The organism is Acinetobacter sp. 1424608 (genome assembly GCF_000588255.1).
In the GTDB taxonomy this organism is placed as follows: Bacteria; Pseudomonadota; Gammaproteobacteria; order Pseudomonadales; family Moraxellaceae; genus Acinetobacter; species Acinetobacter nosocomialis.
Genome location: NZ_JFXL01000004.1, coordinates 116,308 through 142,375, shown reverse-complemented (window position 1 = coordinate 142,375; position 26,068 = coordinate 116,308). Strand labels below are relative to the sequence as shown.

31 protein-coding genes are annotated in these 26,068 nt (G+C 35.8%); 24 read left to right on the top strand and 7 right to left on the bottom strand.

The features are described 5' to 3' along the window. The first annotated feature begins 7 nt into the window (after positions 1-7). Together J678_RS10090 and J678_RS10085 are read left to right on the top strand one after the other, a co-directional pair. A complete protein-coding gene (locus J678_RS10090; protein ID WP_016804997.1) occupies positions 8-1,132 on the top strand; it encodes an ABC transporter permease in 1,125 nt (374 codons plus the stop codon). 4 nt (positions 1,133-1,136) lie between these two features. Continuing rightward, positions 1,137-2,255, top strand: a complete 1,119-nt coding sequence (locus J678_RS10085) for an ABC transporter permease (RefSeq protein WP_017392814.1) — start codon at positions 1,137-1,139, stop codon at positions 2,253-2,255. 46 nt (positions 2,256-2,301) lie between these two features. Here J678_RS10085 and J678_RS10080 read toward each other — a convergent pair whose 3' ends face one another. Beyond that, positions 2,302-3,171 (bottom strand): DUF2797 domain-containing protein, encoded by an 870-nt coding sequence (locus tag J678_RS10080; RefSeq protein ID WP_002049907.1) that lies wholly within the window; start codon positions 3,169-3,171, stop codon positions 2,302-2,304. Positions 3,172-3,210: 39 nt separating this feature from the next. Here J678_RS10080 and J678_RS10075 point away from each other — a divergent pair, with 39 nt between their 5' ends. Both J678_RS10075 and J678_RS10070 read left to right on the top strand, forming a co-directional pair. Then, a complete protein-coding gene (locus J678_RS10075; RefSeq protein ID WP_002049924.1) occupies positions 3,211-3,672 on the top strand; it encodes a DUF6231 family protein in 462 nt (153 codons plus the stop codon). Between the two features lie 99 nt (positions 3,673-3,771). After that, positions 3,772-4,362, top strand: a complete 591-nt coding sequence (locus tag J678_RS10070) for a YidB family protein (RefSeq protein WP_004708930.1) — start codon at positions 3,772-3,774, stop codon at positions 4,360-4,362. Positions 4,363-4,467: 105 nt separating this feature from the next. Here J678_RS10070 and J678_RS10065 read toward each other — a convergent pair whose 3' ends face one another. From J678_RS10065 to J678_RS10055, 3 genes are all read right to left on the bottom strand, one after another. Continuing rightward, on the bottom strand, positions 4,468-5,529 hold the full coding sequence (locus tag J678_RS10065) for a porin (protein ID WP_002050241.1): 1,062 nt from the start codon (positions 5,527-5,529) through the stop codon (positions 4,468-4,470). 253 nt (positions 5,530-5,782) lie between these two features. Continuing rightward, the gene (locus tag J678_RS10060) at positions 5,783-6,196 is read right to left on the bottom strand and encodes an HIT family protein (RefSeq protein WP_000312749.1); all 414 of its coding nucleotides are present in this window, start codon (positions 6,194-6,196) and stop codon (positions 5,783-5,785) included. An 18-nt stretch (positions 6,197-6,214) separates the two neighbouring features. Beyond that, positions 6,215-6,484, bottom strand: coding sequence for a YARHG domain-containing protein (locus tag J678_RS10055; protein ID WP_002049864.1), 270 nt, complete (start codon positions 6,482-6,484; stop codon positions 6,215-6,217). Between the two features lie 264 nt (positions 6,485-6,748). Between J678_RS10055 and J678_RS10050 the strand changes: the two genes are divergently transcribed. The 5 genes from J678_RS10050 to J678_RS10030 all read left to right on the top strand — a co-directional run bounded on the left by J678_RS10050 (position 6,749) and on the right by J678_RS10030 (position 9,789). Next, complete coding sequence (locus J678_RS10050) at positions 6,749-7,174, top strand: GFA family protein (protein ID WP_017392813.1); 426 nt, start codon at positions 6,749-6,751, stop codon at positions 7,172-7,174. 128 nt (positions 7,175-7,302) lie between these two features. Next, a complete protein-coding gene (locus J678_RS10045) occupies positions 7,303-7,503 on the top strand; it encodes a hypothetical protein (RefSeq protein ID WP_002049802.1) in 201 nt (66 codons plus the stop codon). Positions 7,504-8,004: 501 nt separating this feature from the next. Beyond that, positions 8,005-8,229, top strand: coding sequence for a hypothetical protein (locus J678_RS10040; protein WP_017392812.1), 225 nt, complete (start codon positions 8,005-8,007; stop codon positions 8,227-8,229). Positions 8,230-8,405: 176 nt separating this feature from the next. Further along, positions 8,406-8,780 carry a TonB C-terminal domain-containing protein gene (locus J678_RS10035; protein WP_016805590.1) on the top strand — a complete coding sequence of 125 codons (375 nt, stop codon included), beginning with the start codon at positions 8,406-8,408 and terminating at the stop codon, positions 8,778-8,780. 241 nt (positions 8,781-9,021) lie between these two features. After that, the gene (locus tag J678_RS10030) at positions 9,022-9,789 is read left to right on the top strand and encodes a class I SAM-dependent methyltransferase (protein ID WP_006581560.1); all 768 of its coding nucleotides are present in this window, start codon (positions 9,022-9,024) and stop codon (positions 9,787-9,789) included. A 139-nt stretch (positions 9,790-9,928) separates the two neighbouring features. On the opposite strand, the gene J678_RS10025 is transcribed toward J678_RS10030, so the two are convergent. After that, positions 9,929-11,014, bottom strand: coding sequence for an alpha/beta fold hydrolase (locus tag J678_RS10025; RefSeq protein ID WP_017392811.1), 1,086 nt, complete (start codon positions 11,012-11,014; stop codon positions 9,929-9,931). Positions 11,015-11,147: 133 nt separating this feature from the next. Between J678_RS10025 and J678_RS10020 the strand changes: the two genes are divergently transcribed. From J678_RS10020 to J678_RS09990, 7 genes are all read left to right on the top strand, one after another. Further along, entirely contained in the window at positions 11,148-12,335 is a 1,188-nt protein-coding gene (locus J678_RS10020) for an O-succinylhomoserine sulfhydrylase (protein ID WP_025466093.1), read from the top strand. A gap of 178 nt (positions 12,336-12,513) precedes the next feature. Next, on the top strand, positions 12,514-12,750 hold the full coding sequence (locus J678_RS10015) for a hypothetical protein (RefSeq protein WP_017392809.1): 237 nt from the start codon (positions 12,514-12,516) through the stop codon (positions 12,748-12,750). 256 nt (positions 12,751-13,006) lie between these two features. Then, the gene (locus J678_RS10010; protein ID WP_001024697.1) at positions 13,007-13,336 is read left to right on the top strand and encodes a YbaB/EbfC family nucleoid-associated protein; all 330 of its coding nucleotides are present in this window, start codon (positions 13,007-13,009) and stop codon (positions 13,334-13,336) included. A 9-nt stretch (positions 13,337-13,345) separates the two neighbouring features. Then, positions 13,346-13,942: a recombination mediator RecR gene (recR, locus tag J678_RS10005; RefSeq protein ID WP_000490551.1), complete on the top strand. Its 597-nt coding sequence runs from the start codon at positions 13,346-13,348 to the stop codon at positions 13,940-13,942. A 307-nt stretch (positions 13,943-14,249) separates the two neighbouring features. Next, positions 14,250-15,374: a ribonuclease D gene (locus tag J678_RS10000; RefSeq protein WP_031955986.1), complete on the top strand. Its 1,125-nt coding sequence runs from the start codon at positions 14,250-14,252 to the stop codon at positions 15,372-15,374. Between the two features lie 496 nt (positions 15,375-15,870). Continuing rightward, the gene (locus J678_RS09995; RefSeq protein ID WP_017392807.1) at positions 15,871-16,137 is read left to right on the top strand and encodes a hypothetical protein; all 267 of its coding nucleotides are present in this window, start codon (positions 15,871-15,873) and stop codon (positions 16,135-16,137) included. Between the two features lie 129 nt (positions 16,138-16,266). Continuing rightward, a complete protein-coding gene (locus tag J678_RS09990; protein ID WP_017392806.1) occupies positions 16,267-16,608 on the top strand; it encodes a hypothetical protein in 342 nt (113 codons plus the stop codon). A gap of 73 nt (positions 16,609-16,681) precedes the next feature. On the opposite strand, the gene J678_RS22975 is transcribed toward J678_RS09990, so the two are convergent. Beyond that, positions 16,682-16,846, bottom strand: coding sequence for a hypothetical protein (locus J678_RS22975; RefSeq protein ID WP_000086293.1), 165 nt, complete (start codon positions 16,844-16,846; stop codon positions 16,682-16,684). 441 nt (positions 16,847-17,287) lie between these two features. Here J678_RS22975 and J678_RS09980 point away from each other — a divergent pair, with 441 nt between their 5' ends. The 7 genes from J678_RS09980 to aroC all read left to right on the top strand — a co-directional run bounded on the left by J678_RS09980 (position 17,288) and on the right by aroC (position 23,642). After that, positions 17,288-17,593, top strand: a complete 306-nt coding sequence (locus J678_RS09980; protein ID WP_002049830.1) for a YcgL domain-containing protein — start codon at positions 17,288-17,290, stop codon at positions 17,591-17,593. Beyond that, the gene (locus J678_RS09975) at positions 17,586-17,972 is read left to right on the top strand and encodes a hypothetical protein (RefSeq protein WP_002050047.1); all 387 of its coding nucleotides are present in this window, start codon (positions 17,586-17,588) and stop codon (positions 17,970-17,972) included. The genes J678_RS09980 and J678_RS09975 overlap by 8 nt, the downstream gene beginning before the upstream one ends. 29 nt (positions 17,973-18,001) lie before the next feature. Further along, on the top strand, positions 18,002-18,853 hold the full coding sequence (locus J678_RS09970) for an AAA family ATPase (protein ID WP_002049937.1): 852 nt from the start codon (positions 18,002-18,004) through the stop codon (positions 18,851-18,853). Positions 18,854-18,868: 15 nt separating this feature from the next. Continuing rightward, positions 18,869-20,056 (top strand): vWA domain-containing protein, encoded by a 1,188-nt coding sequence (locus J678_RS09965; protein WP_000498059.1) that lies wholly within the window; start codon positions 18,869-18,871, stop codon positions 20,054-20,056. 36 nt (positions 20,057-20,092) lie between these two features. After that, positions 20,093-21,298, top strand: coding sequence for a tryptophan synthase subunit beta (gene trpB / locus J678_RS09960; protein ID WP_017392805.1), 1,206 nt, complete (start codon positions 20,093-20,095; stop codon positions 21,296-21,298). A 235-nt stretch (positions 21,299-21,533) separates the two neighbouring features. After that, on the top strand, positions 21,534-22,538 hold the full coding sequence (gene prmB / locus J678_RS09955; protein WP_017392804.1) for a 50S ribosomal protein L3 N(5)-glutamine methyltransferase: 1,005 nt from the start codon (positions 21,534-21,536) through the stop codon (positions 22,536-22,538). A gap of 12 nt (positions 22,539-22,550) precedes the next feature. Continuing rightward, positions 22,551-23,642: a chorismate synthase gene (gene aroC / locus J678_RS09950; protein ID WP_004708911.1), complete on the top strand. Its 1,092-nt coding sequence runs from the start codon at positions 22,551-22,553 to the stop codon at positions 23,640-23,642. A 100-nt stretch (positions 23,643-23,742) separates the two neighbouring features. Here aroC and J678_RS09945 read toward each other — a convergent pair whose 3' ends face one another. Continuing rightward, positions 23,743-24,972: a GGDEF domain-containing protein gene (locus tag J678_RS09945; RefSeq protein WP_002050016.1), complete on the bottom strand. Its 1,230-nt coding sequence runs from the start codon at positions 24,970-24,972 to the stop codon at positions 23,743-23,745. A gap of 321 nt (positions 24,973-25,293) precedes the next feature. Between J678_RS09945 and J678_RS09940 the strand changes: the two genes are divergently transcribed. Further along, positions 25,294-26,046 carry a TenA family transcriptional regulator gene (locus tag J678_RS09940; RefSeq protein ID WP_017392803.1) on the top strand — a complete coding sequence of 251 codons (753 nt, stop codon included), beginning with the start codon at positions 25,294-25,296 and terminating at the stop codon, positions 26,044-26,046. Positions 26,047-26,068: the final 22 nt, after the last annotated feature.

Here is a 26,068-nt window from a genome sequence, read left to right as displayed (position 1 = left end):
GTCTACAATGAGCTTTGGATTTTGGAATCGATTGACAGCGTTAGTAAGGAAAGAAACTAAGCAGCTCATTCGTGACAAAAGCAGCCTCGGGATTGGTCTGGTTTTGCCTGTTATTTTAATTTTATTGTTTGGTTATGGACTTTCCTTTGACTTAAATCAGGCACGAGTTGGTGTCGTAGTTGATCAGTCCTCACCACAGATCAATCAGATTTTAGCGGGTTTAAAGGGTTCGCGATATTTAGCAAGTCAAGAGTTTCCTAGTTTACCTAAAGCAGAACAGGCCATTCGAGATGGAGAAATTGATGCCATTTTGCACTTTCCTTCAGATTTTACGAGTCAGACACAACAAGGTAATGCAAAGGCTCAACTACTATTAAATGGTACATCCACCATCATAGCAACAGCTTTGGAGGGCTATATTACAGGGGCTTTGGCTACAGCGGCGTCTATACAAGTTGATCGTGGTCAAATATTAGCAACGTCAAGTGCCATTAATGTTGAACAACGAATATGGTTTAACGAATCTGCTAATAGTACTTGGTTTTTAGTTCCTGGCTTAATGGTATTAATTTTAACTTTAATCGGTGCATTTTTAACTGGTTTACTTATTGCTCGTGAAAGGGAGCGGGGAACACTAGAGGCCTTATTTGTCACACCTGTAAGACCATTTGAAATTGTATTAGCAAAGCTCATTCCTTATGTTGTTGTCGGCATGATTGATATTGTAATCTGTATTATTGCTGCCTATTTTATTTTTGAAGTACCCATGCGCGGTTCATTATTCTCAGTTTTATCGGCTTCATTTCTCTATTTAGTTGTTTCTTTATTACTTGGTTTAACCATATCGGGTTTTGCTCAAAGTCAGTTTCAGGCAAGTCAAATTGCTTTATTGGCAAGTTTTATGCCCGCACTTATGCTTTCAGGATTTGTTTTCGATACACGTAACTTACCTTTAGTGGTGCAAATTATTAGCCAGTTACTGCCAGCTACACATTTTATGATTTTAATTAAAACCTTATTTATGGGAGGTGATGACTGGAAGTTATGGCTTAAAGAATGCGGTTTTTTACTGGGATATATTATTGTTTTGATATGTGCCGTGAACTTTTCACTAAAAAAACGGTTGAGATAAAGTTATGTGGCAAAAATTAATCACGTGGCTGAAGCACTTAAGTTTTTTAGTCAAAAAAGAATTCTTAACTATTTTTAGTGACCCTGCAAATAGAGTCATTCTATTTGTACCAGCACTGATGCAAGCACTTTTGTTTGGTTACGCTGCAACTTATGATGTTAACCGTGTGGATTATGCAATTCTAGATCAGAGCAATGGCCAAGTCTCACATGAACTCATCTCAAAATTAGATGGCTCTGGTATTTTTAAGCGTGTTGCAACACTTCAATATACCGAACAAATCAAACAGGTGATTGATAGCCGTCAGGTATTGCTTGTAATCACGATTCCGTCAGACTTCGAGAGTAAATTAAATAATAACCAAAACTCTCCTATACAGGTGATTGTTGACGGCAGGAATTCATCAACCGCAGTCGTAGCAGGTTCATATCTAAACAAAATAGTTGGACAGTTTAATCAGCAAAAATTTAACTCAGCTTTACCTATTAGCCTTGAAACAAGAACATGGTATAACCCAAATCAAGAGTCTCGATGGAGCTTAATGCCTTCATTAATTGCGGCATTAAGTATGATGCAGACACTACTTTTATCTGCCTTGTCAGTCGCACGTGAACGTGAGCAGGGAACATTTGATCAGTTATTAGTGACACCGTATACGCCATTACAAATTATGATTGGTAAAGCTTTGCCGCCAATTTTTGTAGGACTGATGCAGTCAACTATTATTTTATTGATTATTTTGTTCTGGTTTAAAATTCCCCTGAATGGCTCTATTGGGCTGCTTTATTTTGGTTTATTGAGTTTTAACGTGGCTATAGTTGGAGTGGGCTTATCAATTTCTGCATTATCATTAAATATGCAACAAGCCATGCTATTTACGTTTCTACTAATTATGCCTTTGATGTTGCTTTCAGGTTTACTGACACCTGTAGAAAATATGCCAAAAGCACTTGAAATAGCAACTTACGTAAATCCTTTAAGGTTTGGAATTAATTTGGTACAACGGGTGTATTTGGAAGGTGCAAACTTTACACAAGTTCAATTTAATTTTATTCCAATGATCATACTTGGACTGATCACTTTACCTTTAGCAGCTTGGCTATTTAGAAATAGATTATCTTAATCGTATTAATGAAAAAGCCCCATTTTTAGGGGCTTTTTAAATCTACTTATGCACGTACGATCAGTTCGTAACCCGTATATTTACGAATGTTGATAACACCAATATCAAAAATTAAATATTGGCCTTTAATACCTTGTAATACACCACGAATTTTTGGTGTTTTATCTAGGTTTAGAGACTTAATTTTTTCAGGATATTGTTCAACTGGGTAAACAAACTCACGCGGTAACTCATTTTCTAGTAATTCAACTGTCTCGTTAAATTCAAGATTTTGGCTAAACTCTTCACGTATAGTTTGAATTTTAGGTGCAAACTCTTCAATTAATTGATCACGTTGCTCAACCATATTTAAAGGTTCAGCTTCACCCTTAAGAAGTTTACGCCAGTCAGTTTTATCAGCAATTAGGGAACCAAACATGGTTTCAAGTTGACCAGATAAACGACGTGATCCAACTTTTAAAATAGGTAAAGCCTGAGTTGCTCCCTGATCTAGCCAGCGACCTGGCATATGGCTAACTCGGGTAATTCCTACTTTTAAAGCACTTGAATTTGCCAAATACACAATATGTGGTTGGAAACATACACTGTGGGCAAAGTCATCTTCACGACATGTACCTAAATGATAGTGACATGTTTCAGGTTTCATAATGCAAAGATCACACTCAGCTTTCGTTTTAAAACATTTAAAACAGTGACCTTGAGAATAGGACTTCGGTGTTTTGGCGCCACAAGATGTGCAATAAATATTACCTGTCCATTCGATTTCTAGTTCTTGTCCTAAATTAAAAGGAAGATCAATTTCTGAACGGTCTAATACAAATTTGTATTCAACATTTGCCTTGGTTGTCTGTTGATCAGTTACACTAGCATCTTTTAGGCCTGCATGCATTTTATGGCAAATGCCTTGTAGTTCCATAAAGTTTAAACTCACATCTTTCAATTAAGGGTTGCAGTTATGGCTGAACAAAATGTCATCACTTCTATGCTAGACGATTTATCAAACGAACAGCCCATTCATACTGCACTTTGTATTGGCCAGAAAATTGACCAGAATAACGCAATTCAATGGCACTATTTTACCGTAACTGAGCTTTTAAGTCTGCCTTTTACTCAGCGTTATGATTTAGGTTTTGTATTGTTTGATACAGATGAAATGCAAAGCGTTAGCGATGTACATAAATCACAATTATTAGTGAAGTTAAGAGATTTATTAGCAAAACGAATTGTTGTGGTAAGCAAACGCAGTGATGAACAGCTATTACGTTCTTTGGGGTTCACGCAACTCATCGATAAAACTTCACATGATAGTGATTTCGCTTTATGGCAATTTAATATCTTGACCTACAAACATGTTCCAGACTGGTTTAATTCAAAATTTTGGGCAAACCCGGAAAACTGGAATAAATTCCGCTGGTAAAAGACTATTTAATCTCTTTCAAAATTTAACAATTTCGCTTTTGCTGTCTTAACAAAAAAACGCGTATGCTCGTGTATAAACCATACATAAGAGTTACTCATGACAAATTTAAGCAATATTGTAGAAGTTTTGGCTCAGCAAGCTTTAGGTGGGAACCAGCAAGCATCAAGTCAAGGTGGTTTAGGTGGAATTTTAGGTTCTGTATTGGGACAAATGGGTGGTAATACTTCTTCTGGTACTCAAGGTGGTCTAGGTGGAGTATTAGGTTCGGTATTAGGCCAAGTGACTGGAAATAACAATACACCTCAAGCTGGTGGCGGTGTACAAAGTTTATTAATTGCTGTAGTACCTTTAATCTTAGGCTGGGTTCAACAACAAGGTGGTTTACAGGCTGCTTTAGAAAAGTTAAAAGGTGCCGGTTTAGGTAGTCAAGTTCAAAGTTGGGTTGATCCAAATCAAAGTAATAGTGAAGTTCCAACTCAGCAACTGCAAAGCTTATTTAACCCTGCAGATGTTGAACAAGTTGCCCAACAGACTCAAGCGCCAAAAGAGCAAGTTTACGGGGCGATCGCGTCTGTGTTACCTCAGGTTATTGATTCTTTAACACCACAGGGTGAAAGTACAGATCATCAAGAAGCGAATCAAGACATTCAAAACGTGATGAATCTTGTGAGCAGTTTCTTAAAATAAGATTGACATTAAAAAAAGCCGATATAAAAATTATCGGCTTTTTTGTTGGTACAATAAAAATAAAAGGGCATAAGCCCTTTTATTTTATGCAAGATGGTTAATAACTTAGAAGTTATATTCCATCCCAGCACCTACAACAGTACGTTTGTCATCTTGTGCAAGCCAGTCACGTTTTTGTTGAGCAACAATACCGTAGAAACGTGCTTGTTTATTAATTTTGTAGTCTAAGCCCACACCGTATTGATCAATTTTACGATCTTGTTGACCATCTACAGAAGCTTTAGATGATTGGTATTGGCCTTTTACTACAAAAGGTGTTTCACCAATTCTGTAAGTTACAGCACCAACCCATGCATCTTCTTGTAAGCCTTTATATTTAGTTAGCTCATCAGTTGGTTCAGCATGTTGCCATAAACCACCTAATACAAGTCCAGTTGCGCCAAGTTTACTAAAATCGTAAGAACCAGTTACACGGTAAGCATCAGAGAAAATATTGCTAAGGCCATAGGCATTATATTTACCTTGTACGCTGTAGTTAGCAGCAGCAGCTAATGCTAAACCAATATCTTTGTTTTCGTAGCCGATAGAACCTGAAACTGAGTCACCAAAACCGTTACGTTTGTCATCGTTACCAGATGTACCTGGTGTTGGATCAGCAGGAGTTTCACCTTGTTGGAACATTACATTGAATGTTACACCAGCAAGAAGTTTAGGATCAGATTCAAAACCAATAACGTTATTTAGACGTTCTTCACCATACATTGTGTTGGTAATATCTAAAATAGTGTGGTCGTTATAGATGTCTTGGTAGTTGCCAGCAGCATTTTTAAAGTAAGAGTCAAATTTACCAACTTTTAATGTACCAACATTATTTGATTTGATACCGATATAACGGTTACGTTGACCAAGATCTGTACCATCACCATCAGCATTAATTTGCCATTCAGCTAAATAAACTGCTGATAAATTATCAGTCAATTTCTCTTCGCCTTTTACCCCAATACGAGACGCGTTAGAGTTAACTTCGGTAACGTCACTTTTACCATCGAAATTTTTGTTGTCAACTTGGTCAATGGTAACATTGAGTTTACCGTACAAAGTTGGCGCTGCTTGCACCGCGTTTACGCTTAGAGTTGCAACTGCGGCAGCGAGAAGCAATTTCTTCATTGAGATTTCTCCAAAAGGTATTTTTAAATGGCGTATGCCTAGCTAACTTTTATTTTTTAGTTGGCTTATGTACAAAAAGTTACAGAAGCTCACCAACTTGCTAAGAAGTATCTGTAAACTTTGTGACAGTGGAGTGAAGAAGAAATGACAGTTTTATGACAAATAAAAATTAGAAATACTTTATTTTCTTTTGATTTTATTACACTTTTTAAATAAAAAAGCGGAGCCTAAGCTCCGCTTTTATCTCTTCAAATCAAAGAGCTGCTTTAATTTTTTCAGCTAAGGCCTTGATTTTATCTTGATCTCCCAATTGCGCAGCATGTTTACCAAGTTGGTGAACATTTGTTGGAATTAGGTGAAAATGAACATGAGGGACGGTTTGTCCAGCAGCGGCGCCAGATAATTGCATAAGAACAATTCCATCAAGATTTAATGCTGTTTCCATTGCTTTCGCAATTTTTTGCACGATCTGAATGGTATAGGCTGCCGCTTCAGGCGGTAAATCAAGTAAAGTTACTGCAGGAGTTTTTGGAATAACTAATGCATGACCATCGGCTTGGGGCATAATATCCATAAAAGCTAGAACTTGATCATCTTCATAGAGTTTTATCGCTGGAAGTTCTCCACGTAAAATTTTTGCGAAGATATTTTGATCATCATATGCCATGTATTATTCCTTTAAATACTATTTACACTTCAATTCTTTTTGACGTTCTTTAATTGCATCTAGACGTTGCTGCTCTTTATCAGAGAATTTTGGCTTAGTCGTATGACAATTTTCATTACCATATTTTTCTTTAGCATCTTGGTCTTTAAAACAAAAACCTTTTGATGCATAAATTAAATTGTAATCGTCTTGCAATTTTTGACATTCTTGCTCAGGTGTTGCAGCTTGGGCACTGAAACCGGCAAGTGTTACCATTCCAGTGAATACTGCAACCAATAATTTATTCATGAGCTTTTCCTCAGTTAAAGGTATGAACCTGTACTCAATATAAGGTTTATTCCCAATATTTCAATGACTATTAATTACTCAAGTGTTATTAAAAATCACATTTGATCTTATAATACAAAAAAGCTTTAGATATCAATATCTTTTTTTAAATTTATTTTAAATCAATTGGTTAGGTTTTGTTTTAAATTAAACAATAAAAATATATACATAATCAATATTTAAAGTCATTATGAAAATTTCATAGTGATGAATTAAATACATTATATGAGTAACATTGGTTCTTGTTTATGTAATCAAGTAAAATTCTCTATAACTCGTGAAATAAAAACGGTTTATTACTGTCATTGCAGTTTATGCCGAAAACAAACGGGTACAGGAGCAAATGCGGCTACTTTGGTCAAAGAAAGCCAATTTAACTGGCTATTTGGAAGTGAACATATTTCTACCTATAAAAAAGAGACTGGTTTTACCTCATCGTTTTGTAATAAATGTGGTTCACCCGTACCCAATAAAATTAATGGTACAAATTATATATGGATACCATTAGGGCTTTTGGAACACTCATTTAATCCAGACTTAAAGCTTAATTTTTGTATAGAGTCAAAACATGAATGGGTCGTGCTAGAAGATGCTCATAAAAGTTTTGTCCATTTACCTGTGCTTGAAGAGTTCTTAAAATACTTTGAATAACAGCCTTTAGTTTTTATATCTTTAATACTTCTTAAGTATTCTTTACATAAATGATGTGTGTTCACTGTTGAATATATCTGTCATTTAATTAAGCATGAAGTGACATAACTTAAAAAAGGATGAATCACATGATAGATGAAGAAAAGCCTTTAAATTTTGAAGATGATGACGAGCCTCTTGATTTTGAAGATGAAGAATTCACAGATGATAAAAAAGAGGATGAAATGTATAACTCGATCACTAAGGATGGATCTAGTGTTGATCCTGCTGATGACGGCACACGACATATTCGTCCAGAAGATGGTGATCCGATAGAACTTGATGAATAAGTGCATCAGTTTAAAAAAGATTAGTCTTTTTAATCTTTAAGTATAAGTGTAATATCCGAGCGCTGTCACAAACAGCAAAAAAGTCCTGAATGATCAGCGCAAAAAATCAAAAGGGTAAAGCCTGCTTACAAAGCGGGCTTTTTTATTTTTATAAAATTTTAGATGACTAAACTTGATCTATGGGTGCTGTAAAAGCTTATTATTTTAAAAAATATTTAGATATCTTTGATGAATGATTAATCAATGCTCCTATTGTTTGTAATGAGCATTTAAAAGAAGCACAAACGTAAATAATAAAAATAAAAAAAGTAGAAAGATCATGAGTTGAAACATATCGTTAAATTATTTAGGTATTTTACACAATTTAACATTTTATGCAAATTAGTTTACATTTCATTAAGTTTTGTTAAAGCTTTGATTGAGACTTAATCGTTTTGAAAATGTGACAATTGATAGATAATTTGTTAGATTGTTTGATTTTTATTATAACAGGTGAGCCAGATGAAGAAATTTTTATTTGTCCTTATTGCTGGATTTGGGCTAGAAGGTTGCACATCATTGACGCAAAAAGCTGATGAAAATTATATTACCAAGTCTCCCATTACGCCGGTTAATACTGCATTTAATGGGACAAAAGTACTTGAGCATGGAATTTTTACTGAGCAGGATATTGCTGATATGCCTGAGCATTCAAATATCAATTCACGTTACAAAATATCATTTTAAGTCACTACTTAAAAATAAAATTGAATAGTTAGGCTAAACAATCGAGTAAATTAGCTGAAATATAAAGTTTACTAAGATTGTATTTAATAATGACTATTCAATATAAACTATCAGCTTGGTAGTTTTTAAAAAGATAAAATGTTAAATTTTAATCATTGAAAAAATTGGTTTTATAAATGAAAAATATCATTATTTTAACTTCAATATTGTTATTAACTGGGTGTGCTATTAACTCTAAATCATTATCGCCAGTGAAAAACGGTGATGATAAAACTATTGTAGAGGCTGAAAAATATAAGCAACAATATCAAAAAAAGATATTTAAAATTTGGGATGTCCCACCATCTTCTGTAGGTATGAGCGCTAGCGTTAAAGTATTTTTAAGTGATAGTGGTGAGATTGAGCAAATTATTTTTCTAGATAAAGAAGATCCAAAGTTCAAATCAAGTATTGAAAAGGCAATATGGCGTGCAAGTCCATTTGTTTTGCCTTCTAATCCTGAGGTAAGAAAACAGGTAAGAAAGTTCAACATCAAGTTTGTGGCAAAGTAAATTTTAAAAACACAAATTTGACTTTTTATTTATAGAAAACCACTAATTGGTGGTTTTCTATATTTGGGATGTAAAATTATAAACAAGATAACTATTAACTAATCTCACTTTAATTACTCTATCCTCATATTCTTTAAAAGATAAATTTATAACTTTATTTTATTAATTATTTAAAAACTAATCATTATTTTTTATCCACTTTTTCTTTTATGGTTAATTCATCAAAGAAGAGGAATGAGCCATGTTGAATCAACATGAGATAAATTTAAAACAGTATCAAAATAAATCTTTAAGTTATTTGAACAGCACAGCTCACTCTGAAGGGATTGAGTTTGATAAGTTTATTAAAGAGATTGAGAAATATTCAAATGCTGTCGTTTTAGATTTAGGTTGTGGTGGTGGCCATGTGGCTTATAACGTTGCTAATCATGCCGATTTAGTTTTTGCTTACGACTTATCTCATGAAATGCTTGATACTGTCTCAAAAGCTGCCAATGATCGAAAAATAAAAAATATTTTTGTACAACAAGGCATAGCCGAAGATATGCCGTTTACTGATGAACAGTTTGATGTAGTGATTAGTCGTTATTCTGCCCATCACTGGCAACATGTACCAACGGCGATGAAAGAAATAAATCGTGTTTTAAAACCTAATGGTACCGTTATTTTTGTTGATATTATCAGCTCAAGTTTTCCCATTTTAGATACGTTTTTACAGACTATAGAGGTTATTCGAGACCCAAGTCATGTAAGAAACTATAGTATTAAAGAATGGGTTTACTTTATAGAAGATGCTGGTTTTGAGTTAACTACCTTAGATAAACAGTCACTCATGCTAGATTTTGATAGCTGGGTGCAGCGTATGAAAACTCCCGAAGACCAAATAAAAACACTTAAGTATCTACAAGAGAATGCATCAGATGTGGTCAAAAAATATTTTAATATTCAAAAAGACGGGAGTTTTGAAAGCAAAGTAGGGTACTTCGTATTTAAAAAAATATCTTTCTAGTCTGCTTTTAGGGTCAATGTTCAAAACATTACAAATCTTCACAACATTACAAATCTTCAAAACTAATCAAAATCTTATTTATATTTTAAAACTAAGTATAAAAAAGCCCTTTACGTAAGGGCTTTTTCCTTTTTAAAGCTCAAATTTTCGTTGAACGTTCACTTAGCCATGCTTCTAACTTTGGCCAAAACTCTTGAGAACTTGCTTGGCTTGAAATTAGTCCCAAATGACCACCTGGAATAAGAGTAAATGTAACATCTTGGCTACTGGTTAAATGGCTTAATGGTTGAGCTGCATCCGCCGTAACCAATTGATCGCTACGACCCGCACCAACCAAGAGAGAACAGTCGATATTTTTTAACTCAATTTTTTTATCTTTTAATAAAATAGAACCTTGATTCAACGGATTTTGTAGCCAAACATTGAATAACATGTCCTGATTAATCCCTCCTGGATAATCAATCATATTATTTAAAAAACTACTTAAAGTGGCATGTTCTTGTACAAACTGAAGGTCATCAAGGTTTTTCAGTAATTGAACATGACCATCGAGCCAACCTTTAGGGTCAAGAATTTTAAATCCTAGAGAATTTAAAATACCTGGTGTATGAATCAAACGCTTCGGTAAACCTGAGTAGATACGTTCCTGTAGCTTCTTATTGCGAGAAATAGTGTTATTTATGGTTCGGTAGAGTTTTCCAATATAACCAGAAGCATAACTATCAATTGGACTACCTAATACTATAAGGTTTTTGACATAATTTGGATGATTATGCGCTGTATATAAAGTAACGAATATACCTGCCATGCTCCACCCGTGTAAAGAAATTTGGTCACTGCCTGAATGGGTGCGAACAAGTTCTATAGCTTTAGGAATAAAATTTTCTATAAATGATAAAAAGTTAAGATGTCTATCTTTAAAGCCCAAACGTCCCCAATCGACTAGATATACGTCAAAACCTGCATTTTGAAAATATTTTACAAGCGAACGATAAGGATATAAATCATAGATCGCCATATTAATTGCTAGGGGAGCAACAAACACTAATGGTTCTTTAAAACGCTTCTGGGTAGCCGCATAGTAACGAACACGGGTTTGATTGAATTCACCAATTACTTCAAACGGAGTGCTTTGTGACAATACTAATGTTTGAGGACGAAATAGTCGGGTAGAGAGGTGCTTGATTTGACTTTGTTCTGGGACAAGGGACTTTAAGCGTTTCATCTTGTTTTACCAACTATACTAAAGATTGATTGAAGTCTAAGCGATAATTTTCAGGTTTACCTTGACCTTAAATACCTTAGACACTCAAAATGATGATAGTTTTTAGTACATGACCAGTAAAGGCGCACATTTAATGAACCAGACTGATGATTTAGAATACCAACTTGATACTTTAGCCATTCGTACCGGACATACTCGTAGTTTTGAAGGTGAGCATGGCGAACCAATTTTTTTGACTTCATCTTTTGTATATGAAAACGCTGCTGAAGCAGCTGCAAAATTTTCTGGTCAAGTTCAAGGAAATATCTATTCTCGTTTTACCAATCCGACTGTATCAATGTTTGAAAAACGCCTAGCAGCTTTAGACGGGGCTGAGCGAGCGGTTGCAACAAGTTCTGGAATGGGCGCGATTTTGTCAGTTGCTATGGCATATTTAAAAGCGGGTGATCATGTTATTTGCTCAAGAGCAGTATTTGGTTCAGTCGTTGCCTTGTTTGAAAAATATATTGCCAAGTTTGGTGTAGATATTACATTTGTTGATTTATGTGATTTGGATGCATGGAAAAATGCAGTACGTCCAGAAACTAAACTTTTATTTGTTGAGTCGCCATCGAATCCATTAGCTGAGATTGCGGATATTCAAGCACTTGCAGATATTGCCCATGCGCATGGTGCCTTACTTGCAGTTGATAATAGTTTTTGTACGCCGGTTTTACAGCAACCATTAAAATTTGGTGCAGACCTTGTGATTTACTCTGCAACTAAATATTTAGATGGGCAAGGGCGGGCATTAGGTGGGGCTGTTGTCGGTAATCATCAACTGCTAGAAGAAGTTTTTGGTGTTGTTCGTACACTTGGACCATCTATGAGTCCGTTTAATGCCTGGGTGTTCCTAAAAGGTCTAGAAACTTTACGCTTACGCATGAAAGCACACTGTGAAAGTGCTCAAATTCTTGCAGAATGGTTATCTACTCATGAAAAAATAGAAAAAGTTTACTACGCAGGCCTTTCAGCTCATGAAGGACATGAACTTGCTGCAAAACAGCAAAAAGGTTTTGGAGGGATTGTTTCTTTTGTAGTTAAAGGTGAGCGTGAAGGCGCTTGGAAAGTAATTGATAACACCAAATTTATTTCTATTACCGGTAATTTAGGTGATGTGAAATCAACGATTACCCATCCTGCGACCACAACGCACGGCAAACTTTCTGCTGAAGCAAAACAAGCAGCAGGTATTCAAGAAGGTCTAATCCGTGTTTCGGTTGGTTTAGAAGATATTAACGATATTATTGGTGATATCTCACGGGGATTAGATTTAATCTAATTAATTTATATATTTAAGACTAAGCCATACTTATTTAAGTGTGGCTTTTTATTCATAGCATTGTTACTTACATACAACGAATGAAATAAAAAGACTACATTTTGTTATAAATGACTCTAAAATCACAACGTATAAAAGTTCTAAATTTAATAAAAATAACAAAGTGAGTTTTTTAACCATGCTTAAACCTATAATTATATTAGTCGCTATAGGGGCAATTGGTTTGGTTGGATACGGAGTATTTGCCCAAAAGGACGAACCGACTCAGATTAGCGAAACTGTATTGTTAATTAATGATGCGAACAAATCAGTTGAAGATGCAGATCATTCCATAGAAAAGGCAAATGCCTCTTTTCAAAAAATGCCTTTAAATGAATACAAACCAGACAATAAAAACCTTCAAGCTTCACAATAGTTTCACTTAAATTTTAGAACTGGCTCTAAGCGTAAAAAGTTTTACACAGAAAACTTTAAACGGATGAATTAGCGAAAATAGTTTCATAGATAGCAATAGAAAACATTAATTTATTGTGTCAGAATTACAGATTAATTTTGATTTAAACGTAATGACCTCAATGATCTTTGTGATGAGTTGAGTGATTAAAAGAGTTTAAGTTCTGAAGTGTTATGTGACTATCAATTATATTTGATAGAGATACGGAGTTAGGTTTATGAATATCAATATGCTCATGCAGCAAGCGCAGCGCATGCAAAAAGATATGGAATCAAATATAAAAAAGGCCAAAGAAGAGCTTGCTCAAACTGAAGTACACGCTGAAGCGGGTGGTGGTTTGGTTAAAGTAACCATGACTGGTCGTTATATCGTAAAACGTATCGAAATTAATCCAGAATTGCTTCAAGATGAACCAGACATGATTGAAGACTTAATCGCAGCTGCGGTGAATGATGCTGTGCGTCAAGCCGAAGTAGTTTCTGAAGAAAAAATGCAAAAAGCTAACTCTGGTATGGGTTTACCTCCTGGTTTAGCGGGCATGTTCTAAGGAAATTCAGTGTTTAGTGATAGATTTGAACAACTCGTTCAAGCTTTACGTATTTTGCCTAGCGTTGGACCGAAGTCGGCTCAACGTATGGCTTTACATCTTTTGATGAAAAATCGTGAAGGTGCATTTGCTTTAGCGCATGCTCTACATGAAGCATCAAGTTATATTCATGAATGTAGTGTTTGCCACTCTTTAACTGAGCACGAAATTTGTGATATTTGCGCTTCAACAGAAAGAGATGATCAACTGCTATGTGTGGTTGAATCTCCGGCAGATGTTATGGCAATTGAACAAAGTGGTAGTTTCCGTGGTAAATACCATGTATTGGGTGGGCATCTTTCTCCATTAGATGGGATTGGGCCAGAGGAAATAGGTATTCCTTACCTAATTCAACGCTTAAGCCAAGGCACTATCGAAGAAGTCATTTTGGCAACTAACGCCACTGTAGAAGGTCAGGCGACAGCGCACTATTTGGTTGAAGCGACGAAACATTTACCTATTCATATGACACGTATTGCTCAAGGTGTACCTCAAGGTGGTGAGCTTGAATATGTTGATAGTCATACATTAAGTCAAGCGGTGCATAACCGTATGCGTATGAAATAAGTACTTCGGTGCTTATTTCAAAGATTTTTTAAAATAAAAATTTTATTATTAAAAAATCTTTTTAAAAGACAAAAACATATTTTTAAAAAATTACTGAGTGAATATATAAATTAAAAAAAGCCGTTAGTAAAAATAAATTTTTATAAGGATCTTAAATTGAAAAATTTAAAATAATGATCAAAAAATTATCTCTTTTTTGGAAAATTGTTCAAAAATAGATTATTCATCATGGATTCAGTAGCATTTTTCTATTGCTATGTTATATATACCAGAGTTTAAAGCACTCTTTGCAGTTACTTGAGAAAGCATGTTTCAGTTTATCCAACAGCAAACCGAATTGGTTGATGTCCTTCAACAAATGGATCAATGTTCAACGTACGGACTTGATACAGAATTTATTAAGGTTGATACCCTTTGGCCTAAACTTGGAGTATGTCAAGTTAATGTTAACGGAAATGTATATTTGCTGGATGGCGTGTCGTTAGACTTAAGAGATTTTTGGAAAAAAATCTTTGTTGCTCAACAAAATATTTTTCATGCATGCGGTGAGGATATTGATTTAATCTATCATTATGCCGATGAACAAAATCTATTAAATGTTTTTGATACCCAAGTTGGACTTTCTTTTTTAGGGCATGGTTTACAAGTCAGTTATCAAGGTGCTTTAAAGCTTTGTTTAGAAATCGACATTGAAAAAGATCAAACTCGATCAGATTGGTTAGCAAGACCTTTGTCACCTCAACAGTTATGTTATGCTGCAAATGATGTCCTATACCTTATGCAGTTAGCAAACCATATTAAGGACCAGCTTAAGCAAAAAGGTCTTTATGAGTGTGTTCTTGAAGACTGCCGCAGTTTAACCAAAGAAATTATTAGTGAAACACCAACACCATTACTCTATACAGATGTAGGTAATTATCGACACTCACGCCGTCAATTAATGCAATTGCAAAATTTAAGTGAATGGCGTGAACATATAGTTAAAGCAACCAATCAACCACGTAGTTTTATCCTTAGAAATTCTACAATGATTGATTTGGTTGAAAAAAATCCACGTAATAATTTCCAGTTATCACAAGTAAGAGATATCCGTCCCAATGTTGTTCGTGAATATGGCAAAATTATTCTGGATCTTTTGAAGGATTTACCAGTAGAAGGGCAATGGCCAGCTAAAATTGCTAAACCTTTTAAAATTACATCAAAAGAAACATTAGATAAAATGGATGCATTAATTGCAAACTCAATAGAGCAGACTTCCATTCCGAAAGAAGTTTTACTTCGTAAGAAATGGTTAAATGCAATTCATCAACATGTACTTTCTAAAGGTGATGAACAAGACTTACCTGACTATTTGTTAGGTTGGCGCTATGAATTACTCACTAAACCTCTTATTGAGCTATTTACAGAAGAGAAAGCAAGTCTCTTATTTTAAATTTAAATAGGTGTTTTTAGTTTAAATGCACTTTGTATTTAAAAAATATTTTATTTGATTAATATTTATTCAACTTCTTGTATTTAATCTTGCTTTAAAAATAAGCCTTTTTATAAGGCTATCTTTATAAACTTAAATTTTTGTTTAGTTATACTTTATATATTTAGGTTGTTTTGAAGTTTAAATACTATAAATATGAGTTCATCTTAATTTTATATGATTATGCTGAATTAAATTAACTTTATGCGTGAGAAAAATTCAATTGCGTATATATACAGGTCTGTATATTCTTAGCAACAAGAAAAACAATTTCAAAATAAACAATATATAACTATAAGTTTGTTTCGGTGCAGAAATATAGAGGCCTTCTCGGGGAGAGGAGGCCTCTAATTTTATATATAAAGTCTTAAAAAGTTTTTAAAATCAATAATAAGTTAATATTTAGATTAATTTTTTATGTTATAAATGAAAGTTACTAATAACTAGAGAGATAAACATGACTAATAATTTTAATGCTGAACAGGCAAGAAAAAATGCTAAAGATGTCAAAATAGACCAAGCAATATTGTTGGAAAAAATCTTATCTGGAACTGAGCAAGTCTCGAAAGAAGGTAAACGTCGAGCAGTGTTTCAATTTCCAATAGATGCTTTGCATCCTGAACATATTACGCAAGTAGAGGAAGAGCTAAAGACACGAGGTTTCAACGTTTCAACCAATATTGATCAGTCTGGTACAACCGTCAGTATTGAAGTCAGTTTCTAAGCTTTAATCTATTCAAACGCCCATAGATTAGGGCGTTTCTTATAATTTTTTACAATCTAAATTTATAAAAATCAATATATTGTTTGACAGGTTTATGCTTCTTCTGTAGCTTTACTTTTTGAGTGGAATATGGATATGAACTTCCAAACAATACTTTCATCTTTCAAAAATCAATCGACTGGTACAGATGCATTTAAAAACTTAAAAAATGCGTGTGAGCAGTATCTTAAGCAATCTTCAAATTTAAATGAAAAAGCCGCAGCTTATCTTATTTATGGGTTTGCTCGTAGTTATGTCATTTTATATGAAGATGAAGCGGTAACTACCGAGTTTGCACAAGCTTCTAAAGAAACATTAATGAATTACATGAATCATTTAAATGAAGCCTTACTTACTGAAAACCACAGCACAATTTTGAGTGCCTTAAATCAGGTGAGTAATGACTATATGCAGGGCTCAAGAGTCTTTTAAAACTTTTGATTAACTTATTGATAAGATACTTCTTTAGTCCTTAACTTAACTAAAGAAGTATCCAGTAATAATTTTAATGTGATTTTTTCTTGCCGCCACCATCTTGTTTATTGACAGTAGACCATGCGATACGTTCAGCTTCTTCTTGAGAATGACCTCTATCTACTTCACTCTCAACAATATGTTTAGCCTGACGCTTTTGTTTTGCTGTGTAAGATGATTTGTCGCCACGAGACATAGTTAAGACCTCCATATTTTCTTTTAAGATCTTTTATTATTGAAACACATTCGAATTTAAAATCGGTTAAATAATGTCTTATCGTGTATGCATACTTTGAATCTTTTTTAAATCTTATTTTAACTTTTATTGAAAATAAATTTATTATTTTCAATTCTTTAAGATAATTTTAATTTGTTTAAGACTAAGTTTATTGTTTTCAAAATGTAATTTTTTCATTTTGTAAAAGTTGATAAAAAGCTTTTTTATGTAAAATTAATACGTTAATAAAGGTTGGAAAATTTAAAACTTTAGAAAATTAAAAGTTATTTATCGACCTTAATGATTGTTGTGAGTTAATATTTCGCGAGAAAAGAAAAAACGACTGATGCGTAAACAAACCTACGTGTGTCTGTTGTTTTTTTTCATGTATGCTGTCCTTAGTTCAAGAGTTGATTTGAAATGCACTGTGATATTTATAGATCGAGCAAAAAAGATGAAATGTACATTTATATTGCTCGTCCAAACTATCCTGATGATGCGGAGCAAGCTGATCCGTTTGAAAAAGTTCCAGAAGCTGTTTTACAAGCATTTGGTCGTGCAACGTTTGTCATGCATTTAGAATTGGCTCCAACACGTAAATTAGCGCGTGTAAATGTTTTACATGTTCTAGACTCATTACAAACAAAAGGTTTCTTTATTCAGATGCCGCCAGAAGGGTTAATTAACCCAAATGCAGTTGAACCAGAGGGCTTACGTGGTGCGTGAAGATCAAGCTGGAGTTCTAAATCAATTACTTTCTTCTCTCGATGCAGTTCCTGAGGAGATCATTGCTTTAACAGCTTATGGCGTTGGCGCTATTATTGCTTTGTGGTGTTGGTGGCGTTTAATGCGCCGCCTACCTGCTACTTTTGGCGCAATAAGCTGGTTAGTTGTTTTTGCCATTTTGGTGACACCAACCGTTTCGGAAGGTCCTAATGCATCTGTAGCTCCAGCTATTTTTGGGCTATTGTTTGGTGTGTTAACTAAAGACAGTCCTTTAATCTGGTCAAATTTATCCTTAATTCTGTTTGTAATCGGTCTAGGTTTGCTTATTGGCTATTGTTGGTCAAAATATACAACAAACAAAAGCATGCGTTCCATCTAACCATTGAAATAGAAAAATAAGGTCTCTACATGTCTGCTGATACCCAACATTTTACCGGTACAGATCAATATATCGCGACTGATAGTCTTAAACTTGCTGTAAAAGCAGCCCGCGCTTTGCAAAAGCCTTTATTGGTTAAAGGTGAGCCGGGTACAGGTAAAACTTTACTTGCTGAGCAAGTGGCACAAAGCCTTGGTTTAAAACTCATTACTTGGCATATCAAGTCAACAACTAAGGCACAGCAAGGCTTATACGAATACGATGCTGTGTCTCGTTTGCGTGACAGCCAACTTGGTGATGATCGTGTTTACGATATTAAGAACTATATTAAGCCCGGTAAATTGTGGGAAGCTTTCACCAGTGAAGAGCGATGTGTGCTTTTAATTGATGAAATTGATAAGGCAGATATTGAGTTTCCAAATGACTTGTTACATGAACTTGATAAGATGTCTTTTTATGTTTATGAAACAGGCGAAACAATTACTGCTACTCAACGTCCAATCGTAATTATTACTTCAAATAACGAAAAAGAATTACCAGATGCGTTCTTGCGTCGCTGCTTCTTCCACTATATTGAGTTTCCAGATGAAGCAACGATGCGCGAAATTATCTCGGTACATTTCCCAAATATCTCTGCGACTTTGGTAAATGAAGCTCTGCAAGTTTTCTTCAAACTCCGCGAAATTCCTAACTTGAAGAAACCCCCATCTACATCTGAACTGATCGATTGGTTGAGTCTGCTTATGGCAGATGATATGCCAGAAGATGTACTACGTAATCGAGATACATCAAAAGCTATTCCACCTTTGTATGGCGCACTCATTAAAAACGAACAAGATGTGCAACTGCTTGAACGTTTGGCTTTCATGTCGCGACGTTAAAGGAGGGAATAACCCATGTTTGTGCGGTTATTTTACACCTTACGAAAATATGGTGTTCCAGTCACGACCCGTGAATTGATTGACTTAAATCGTGCGGTGAGTGAAGGTTTAGTTTTTGCCGATCAAGAAGAGTTCTATCAACTTGCTAAAACAATTTTAGTTAAAGATGAACGCTTTTTTGATAAGTTCGATCGTGCCATGAAAGATTACTTTGATGGCATAGAAACCTTTGATATCGATGAATTACTCAAGCAAGTCCATAAACTACCAAAAGACTGGTTCGATTTAGAGCTTTTAGAAAAGCATTTAACACCAGAGCAAAGAGCTGAGCTTCAAAAAGCGGGTTCTTTAGAAGAACTGATGAAAATGCTAGAAGAGCGTTTACGTGAACAGCATAAAAAACACCAAGGTGGTAACCGTATGGTTGGCACAGGTGGAACTTCACCTTTTGGTGCTTTTGGTGACCATCCGGAAGGCGTCAGAATTGGTGGACCGGGCCGTAAACGTTCGGCGGTTAAAGTTTGGGAACAGCGTAAATACCAAAATCTAGATGATGACCAAGTTCTTGGTACTCGCCAAATGCAAATTGCTTTACGACGTTTACGCAAATTTGCCCGCCAAGGCGCTGCCGAAGAGCTAGACGTTGACGGAACTATTCGAGAAACAGCCAAGCAAGGTATTCTTGATGTTCAAATGGTGCCAGAGCGTCGTAATCGAATTAAAGTGCTCATGTTGTTTGATGTGGGCGGTTCAATGGATGCTCATATTGCTCAATGTGAAAAGTTGTTTAGCGCGGCTAAAACTGAATTTAAAACACTTGAATACTTTTATTTCCATAACTGTCTTTATGACTATGTTTGGAAAGATAACTACCGAAGAACAGCGACTCGCATGAACACATGGGACTTGTTTCATACCTATGGACGTGACTATCGTGTAATTGTCGTAGGTGATGCCAGTATGGCACCGTATGAGCTGAAATCGGTAGGTGGCTCGGTTGAGTATATGAATGATGAAGCAGGTGAAGTTTGGTTACGTCGTCTACGTCAGCATTTTGATAAAACAGCATGGTTAAACCCTGAAACAGAAGGGTATTGGCATTACACCCAAACAATTGGTTGGATTAAAGAGATTTTTGAAAACCACATGTACCCCATGACTTTAAAAGGCATTGAAGATTTAACGCGTTACCTTTCTCGATAAACTTGATAACTTTAATAATTTAAAAAGAGGGATGATATGCAACATCAAATTAATGGTATTGCTTTACCAAATGAGCAAGGATTTTTTGGTGAGTATGGAGGGCAATTTATTCCTCCACATTTAAAAGAAGCAATGGATGAAATTAATGTTGCTTATGAAGAAATCCGCCATACACCAGAGTTTCAAAATGAATTATCAGATCTCTTTGCAAATTATGTAGGTCGTCCAAGTCCTTTATTTCATGCAAAACGCCTTTCAGAACAGTTAGGTGGTGCACAAATTTATTTAAAGCGTGAAGACTTAAACCATACGGGTGCTCATAAAATTAATCACTGTTTAGGTGAGGCTCTTCTTGCTAAGTATATGGGCAAAAAGAAAGTGATTGCCGAGACGGGTGCGGGTCAGCATGGGGTTGCTTTGGCAACAGCATGTGCTTTAGTGGGTATTCCATGTGAAATTCACATGGGTCAAGTCGATATTGAAAAAGAACACCCAAATGTGGTCAAAATGAAAATTTTGGGTGCTCATTTGGTATCGGTAACTCGTGGTACAGCAACCTTAAAAGATGCTGTAGATAGCGCATTTGAAGAATATTTAAAAGACCCTAAAAACTTTATTTATGCCATTGGTTCTGTGGTTGGGCCACATCCATTTCCAAAAATGGTTCGTGATTTTCAATCAATTATCGGTAATGAAATTAAAGAACAGACGCATCAACGCTTTGGTAAAAATCCAGATTATGTGGTGGCATGTGTGGGTGGTGGTTCAAATGCAATCGGTGCTTTCACAGCATTTTTAAATGATCCAGATGTAAGACTTGTTGGAGTTGAACCTGCTGGACATGGGCTAGACACAAATATGCATTCGGCAACCCTAACATTAGGTAAACCGAGCCAAATTCATGGTATGGCATGTTATGTACTTGAAAATGAGGTTGGTGAACCATTACCTGTGCATTCTATCGCTTCAGGATTGGACTATCCTGGTGTTGGGCCACAACATAGTTTCTTAAAAGATTTAGGACGTGTGGAATATAGCACTGCAACAGATCAAGAATGTTTAGATGCGTTTATGACCCTATCACGAGTTGAAGGTATTGTTCCTGCACTCGAAAGCTCACATGCTGTGGCATGGGCAATACGTGAAGCGCCAAAGCTGCTGAAAGAAACCATGATTGTGGTGAATCTTTCTGGTCGCGGAGACAAAGATTCAGACTATGTGGCAGAAAAGCTTAAGCTTTAAGTCAACTAAACAAGAAAAGCGGTCAATCATAATGGCCGCTTTTTTGTTTTAGAGACTACAATACTACTACTTATAAACTTCATTATTTCTTAACTAAAACAAAGTATTCTAATTTTAAGTTGAGATTATTACAGATTGAGATGTAAAACACTGGTTCACAAGGCAAAGCGTTGCGTTGCTTTGTCTCACTCAGTAGAATAGTCACTTTGCAAAATTTGCCTTTGGAGACGCCTAAGTGGAGCGACCGACGATTAGCCCTGAACATTTACAGGAAGCTGCTGAAAATTTATCAACAATTCGAGATTTTATTCGTTTTGGGGTATCAGCATTACGTCAACATGATGCACATTTAGGACAAGGCACTGAAGATTATTTTGCAGAAAGCTCTGCATTAGTTTTACAAACCTTATCTCTTGAATGGTCAGCAGACTCAGAGATTTTAGATGCTAAACTTTTACCAAGTGAAAAAGCAGAATTCTTAAGCTTGTTGGAGCGTCGTATTAATGAGCGTATTCCAACTTCTTATTTGTTAAATTTAGCTTACTTCTTCAATAAGCCATTTTATGTCGATGAGCGTGTGCTTATTCCTCGTTCACCAATTGCAGAATTAATTGAGCAACGTTTTGCACCATATTGCTTAGATGAAAATGGTCAAATGCGTGAAGCACTTAACAACTTACCAGAAAATAGCAAGCCTAAGACACCGCAACGTATTTTAGACATGTGTACGGGTTCTGGTTGTATTGCAGTGGCTTTAGCTTATGCTTATCCAGATGCAGAAGTCGATGCAACCGACATTTCTAAAGAAGCTTTAGAAGTAGCATCAATTAACGTTGAACATCACAATAAACAATATCAAGTTGCGTTACTTGAATCTGACTTGTTTGCCAAAATTCCAGCTGAAAATCAGTACGATTTAATTGTAAGTAACCCGCCGTACGTTGATGCCGAAGATATGGCTGACTTACCGGAAGAGTTTTTACATGAGCCTGAACTTGCATTAGCAGCAGGTCAAGATGGTTTAGACTTGGTTCGTAAAATGTTAGCTCAAGCGGCAGATTACTTAACGGAAGATGGTTTAATTGTAATTGAAGTCGGCAACTCTGAATGGGCTATGCGTCAGAACTTCAATAAAGTTGAGTTTAACTGGCTTACTTTCCAAAAAGGTGGTTCAGGCATTTTTGCGTTGACTGCTGAACAATGTCGTCGTTATAGAAAACTATTTGCAGAACAAGCTTAAGGAGTTGTACGTATGGCAGGGAACACTATTGGACAACTCTTTCGTGTGACTACATGCGGTGAATCGCATGGGGTTGGTTTAATGGCAATTGTTGATGGCGTGCCGCCAGGTCTTGCATTAACCGAAGAAGATCTGCAAATAGATTTGGACCGTCGTAAGCCGGGTACATCAAAATTTGCGACTCAGCGTAAAGAGCCTGATCAGGTTGAAATCATTTCAGGTGTATTTGAAGGTAAGACGACTGGTACTCCAATTGGTTTACTCATTCGCAATACAGACCAAAAATCGAAAGATTATGGAAATATTGCGCAAACCTTTAGACCGGGTCATGCGGATTACACTTATACACAAAAGTATGGTTTTCGTGATTATCGTGGTGGTGGTCGTTCAAGTGCTCGTGAAACTGCTATGCGTGTTGCAGCGGGTGCTATTGCAAAGAAATATTTAGCAGAAAAATTTGGTGTCTTGATTCGTGGTCATGTGACTCAAATTGGTAATGAAGTTGCTGAAAAACTAGATTGGAATGAAGTTCCAAATAATCCTTTTTTCTGTGGCGATGTAGATGCTGTTCCTCGTTTTGAAGCATTGGTTACGTCTTTACGTGAACAAGGTACAAGTTGTGGCGCTAAGCTAGAAATTTTAGCTGAGAAAGTTCCTGTAGGTTGGGGCGAGCCTGTTTTTGACCGTTTAGACGCTGATATTGCACATGCAATGATGAGTATTAATGCAGTTAAAGGCGTTGAAATCGGCGATGGTTTTGCTGTAGCGGGACAGTTCGGACATGAAACACGTGACGAATTGACTAGTCATGGCTTTCTGGCGAATCATGCTGGTGGTATTTTAGGTGGTATTTCAAGTGGTCAAACCATTCGTGTAGCAATTGCACTAAAACCGACTGCAAGTATCACAACTCCAGGTAAAACCATTAATTTAAATCGTGAAGATACCGATGTGTTAACTAAAGGCCGTCATGATCCGTGCGTGGGCGTTCGAGCAACTCCGATTGCGGAAGCAATGTTAGCAATTGTGCTAATGGATCATTTTTTACGTCATCGTGCACAAAATGCCGATGTTGTTCCTCCATTTGCACCAATTGAACCATAGTTCTAGGTCTGGTTAAGTAAAAAAAGCCACATAATTTAAAGTATGTGGCTTTTTTATTGAGAGCAATTTTTTAATTAAATATATATCTTCTAACTAATTATTAGGTTAAATCTACGATTTGTTCTTGATTTACAGCAATTTGATACTGATTACGGCCATTTGTTTTTGCCTGATAGAGCGCATGATCAGCACGACTAACAAAAGCAGAAATTGAATCATTTAAACGTGGAATTGTTGTTGCCACACCCGCACTAATGGTTACGTATGGTGAAACACTGCTACATGGATGAACAATGGCGATTTTTTTAATTGCATTCATTAATCTTTCGACTTGAATTTGAGCTTGTTGTGCATTCGTCATAGGGAAGAGCAGCAAGAACTCTTCGCCGCCATAGCGAGCAACTAAATCTCCACTACGAGCAGCAATTGAAGAAATAGCAGTCGCAATATCTTTTAAACACTGATCGCCTTTAAGATGTCCTAAGGTATCGTTATAGGGTTTAAAGAAGTCGATATCAACCATCATAATAGTCAGTGGTGTTTCATGGCGCAGTGCACGACGCCACTCATTGTCAAGTGTTTCATCAAGATAACGTCGGTTAGCAAGTCCGGTTAAAGCATCTTGTTGTGAAAGCAAAGACAACTGCTGCGCTTGTTGCATGAGTTCAATACGGTTGAGTTCAATCATACAGTTTTGTAAATAGTTTTCACGGTGCTGACGGTCTGTAGCGTAGGCAAGCGTCATTCCTAAGAAACTACTAAACGTATATGTGCGGTTCAAAAATGTCCAATCTATATCGCCTTTTACATAGGTACTGACTAAAATACCAACAAGCCCACCGACCCATCCTGCAATGATTGCAGTATAAAAGCGCATACCTACCGCCCCGTAGATAATCACAATTGCATACATCATTGCTGCATGAAAAAGAACATTATCTTGGCCATTTTCTAAAACGTTAATTAAAATAAATGTTATGGCAACTGCAGCAGCAGATCCAATTCCGACATAATAATCAAACCACTGATTTAATTTTTTAATAAATGATAAAATCCATGCGATTAAAACAATTATGCCTACCCAAGAATAATAGCTTAACCAGGATAAAACTTGGTCGGTTGGTAAAACTTGGTATATACCAAAGCTTAAAAATAAATATAATATTAAAATAATAGGTGCTCTATAGCGAAACTCATAGGCTGCACCATTTTGATATTGAAAACGATAGATCGTTTCAAGTTGCTTTGGAAACCATACGAAATTCAATCCGCGTGTGGTTAATAAATCTATTTGTTCCTGTCCCAATATATTGGAACCTTGCAACTTCATAATTAATGCTCTCTATATTGGAAGTTGGCATAAAATGCGACTTGTTTTATTAAAGTTCCATCTAAAAGTATTGGTTATATAATGTGTGGTTTATTCAAAAATAATAATACAGATTTTTTAAAAAAGTAATGATTTTTATAGGCCCTTATTGTGATAAAAATCACGACATTTCAATGATTAGCGTCACAATTATCTAAAGATTCAAAACCTTTGAGAAAAAATTACAAATGGTCGATTAAAGATTGTATCTTTATCATTTTCGGATAGACTTATAGCCGTGAAGTACAGATGATTGCTGTCATATAAATAGGAAAATTAGCAATGACTGCTCTAAATCAATATGGAATGAGTTTAGAAATTACGCCGCATAATGGATGGTCTCAGCGGTTTTGGGAGGATCTTTTACCAGTGAAGGAGCGGGTGAGTAAACATCCGTTTTTTACGGAAATGGCCAATGGGGGATTGAGCCTAGAAAGTTTCCGTTATGCTTTACTTAATTTCTATCCATTGGTAGCGCATTTCCCGTCATATATGGCTGGTGCGTTAGCTAAAGCAACTGCTTTTGCAGAACCAGGTGTAACAGAAACACGAGACTGGTTAATTCAGAATATTAAGGTCGAAGAGCGCCATTTACAGTGGTATCGTGATTGGGCTAAAGGTTTTGGATTAACTGTAGAACAGCTTGATAGCGTGCGGCCCCCAGCTGCAATGAATGCTGTGAATCACTTTTTATGGAATATGAGTCATCGCGGTAACTTGGCTGAATGTTTGGCTGCGACCAATTTGGCAATTGAATGGGCGACAGGTGATTGGTCTATTCAAGTTTATAAAGGTATTCACGCTTATACAGATCATCCTGAGGTCACTATTGATAAACGCTCTTTAGCATGGTTACGTGCTCATGCTCATTATGATGATTTACATCCTTATGAAGCCATGGAGTTGATTAAGCGGTTGTCAAATGAACGTCCTGATTGGCAGCAAAAAGCATTTCATGCGGCGGAAGAAGGGCTGCGATATTATGAATTAGCTTTAGATGATTGCTATAGAGTACAGCTGCAAGCCTCTGCTTGATCTCATTTAAAAGAGGGAGAAT

Coding starts and splice junctions, on each gene's coding strand:
- J678_RS10090 (WP_016804997.1), top strand. CDS start 8: ATGAGCTTTGGATTTTGGAATCGATTGACAGCGTTAGTAAGGAAAGAA.
- J678_RS10085 (WP_017392814.1), top strand. CDS start 1,137: ATGTGGCAAAAATTAATCACGTGGCTGAAGCACTTAAGTTTTTTAGTC.
- J678_RS10080 (WP_002049907.1), bottom strand. CDS start 3,171: ATGGAACTACAAGGCATTTGCCATAAAATGCATGCAGGCCTAAAAGAT.
- J678_RS10075 (WP_002049924.1), top strand. CDS start 3,211: ATGGCTGAACAAAATGTCATCACTTCTATGCTAGACGATTTATCAAAC.
- J678_RS10070 (WP_004708930.1), top strand. CDS start 3,772: ATGACAAATTTAAGCAATATTGTAGAAGTTTTGGCTCAGCAAGCTTTA.
- J678_RS10065 (WP_002050241.1), bottom strand. CDS start 5,529: ATGAAGAAATTGCTTCTCGCTGCCGCAGTTGCAACTCTAAGCGTAAAC.
- J678_RS10060 (WP_000312749.1), bottom strand. CDS start 6,196: ATGGCATATGATGATCAAAATATCTTCGCAAAAATTTTACGTGGAGAA.
- J678_RS10055 (WP_002049864.1), bottom strand. CDS start 6,484: ATGAATAAATTATTGGTTGCAGTATTCACTGGAATGGTAACACTTGCC.
- J678_RS10050 (WP_017392813.1), top strand. CDS start 6,749: ATGAGTAACATTGGTTCTTGTTTATGTAATCAAGTAAAATTCTCTATA.
- J678_RS10045 (WP_002049802.1), top strand. CDS start 7,303: ATGATAGATGAAGAAAAGCCTTTAAATTTTGAAGATGATGACGAGCCT.
- J678_RS10040 (WP_017392812.1), top strand. CDS start 8,005: ATGAAGAAATTTTTATTTGTCCTTATTGCTGGATTTGGGCTAGAAGGT.
- J678_RS10035 (WP_016805590.1), top strand. CDS start 8,406: ATGAAAAATATCATTATTTTAACTTCAATATTGTTATTAACTGGGTGT.
- J678_RS10030 (WP_006581560.1), top strand. CDS start 9,022: ATGTTGAATCAACATGAGATAAATTTAAAACAGTATCAAAATAAATCT.
- J678_RS10025 (WP_017392811.1), bottom strand. CDS start 11,014: ATGAAACGCTTAAAGTCCCTTGTCCCAGAACAAAGTCAAATCAAGCAC.
- J678_RS10020 (WP_025466093.1), top strand. CDS start 11,148: ATGAACCAGACTGATGATTTAGAATACCAACTTGATACTTTAGCCATT.
- J678_RS10015 (WP_017392809.1), top strand. CDS start 12,514: ATGCTTAAACCTATAATTATATTAGTCGCTATAGGGGCAATTGGTTTG.
- J678_RS10010 (WP_001024697.1), top strand. CDS start 13,007: ATGAATATCAATATGCTCATGCAGCAAGCGCAGCGCATGCAAAAAGAT.
- J678_RS10000 (WP_031955986.1), top strand. CDS start 14,250: ATGTTTCAGTTTATCCAACAGCAAACCGAATTGGTTGATGTCCTTCAA.
- J678_RS09995 (WP_017392807.1), top strand. CDS start 15,871: ATGACTAATAATTTTAATGCTGAACAGGCAAGAAAAAATGCTAAAGAT.
- J678_RS09990 (WP_017392806.1), top strand. CDS start 16,267: ATGGATATGAACTTCCAAACAATACTTTCATCTTTCAAAAATCAATCG.
- J678_RS22975 (WP_000086293.1), bottom strand. CDS start 16,846: ATGTCTCGTGGCGACAAATCATCTTACACAGCAAAACAAAAGCGTCAG.
- J678_RS09980 (WP_002049830.1), top strand. CDS start 17,288: ATGCACTGTGATATTTATAGATCGAGCAAAAAAGATGAAATGTACATT.
- J678_RS09970 (WP_002049937.1), top strand. CDS start 18,002: ATGTCTGCTGATACCCAACATTTTACCGGTACAGATCAATATATCGCG.
- J678_RS09965 (WP_000498059.1), top strand. CDS start 18,869: ATGTTTGTGCGGTTATTTTACACCTTACGAAAATATGGTGTTCCAGTC.
- trpB (WP_017392805.1), top strand. CDS start 20,093: ATGCAACATCAAATTAATGGTATTGCTTTACCAAATGAGCAAGGATTT.
- aroC (WP_004708911.1), top strand. CDS start 22,551: ATGGCAGGGAACACTATTGGACAACTCTTTCGTGTGACTACATGCGGT.
- J678_RS09945 (WP_002050016.1), bottom strand. CDS start 24,972: ATGAAGTTGCAAGGTTCCAATATATTGGGACAGGAACAAATAGATTTA.
- J678_RS09940 (WP_017392803.1), top strand. CDS start 25,294: ATGACTGCTCTAAATCAATATGGAATGAGTTTAGAAATTACGCCGCAT.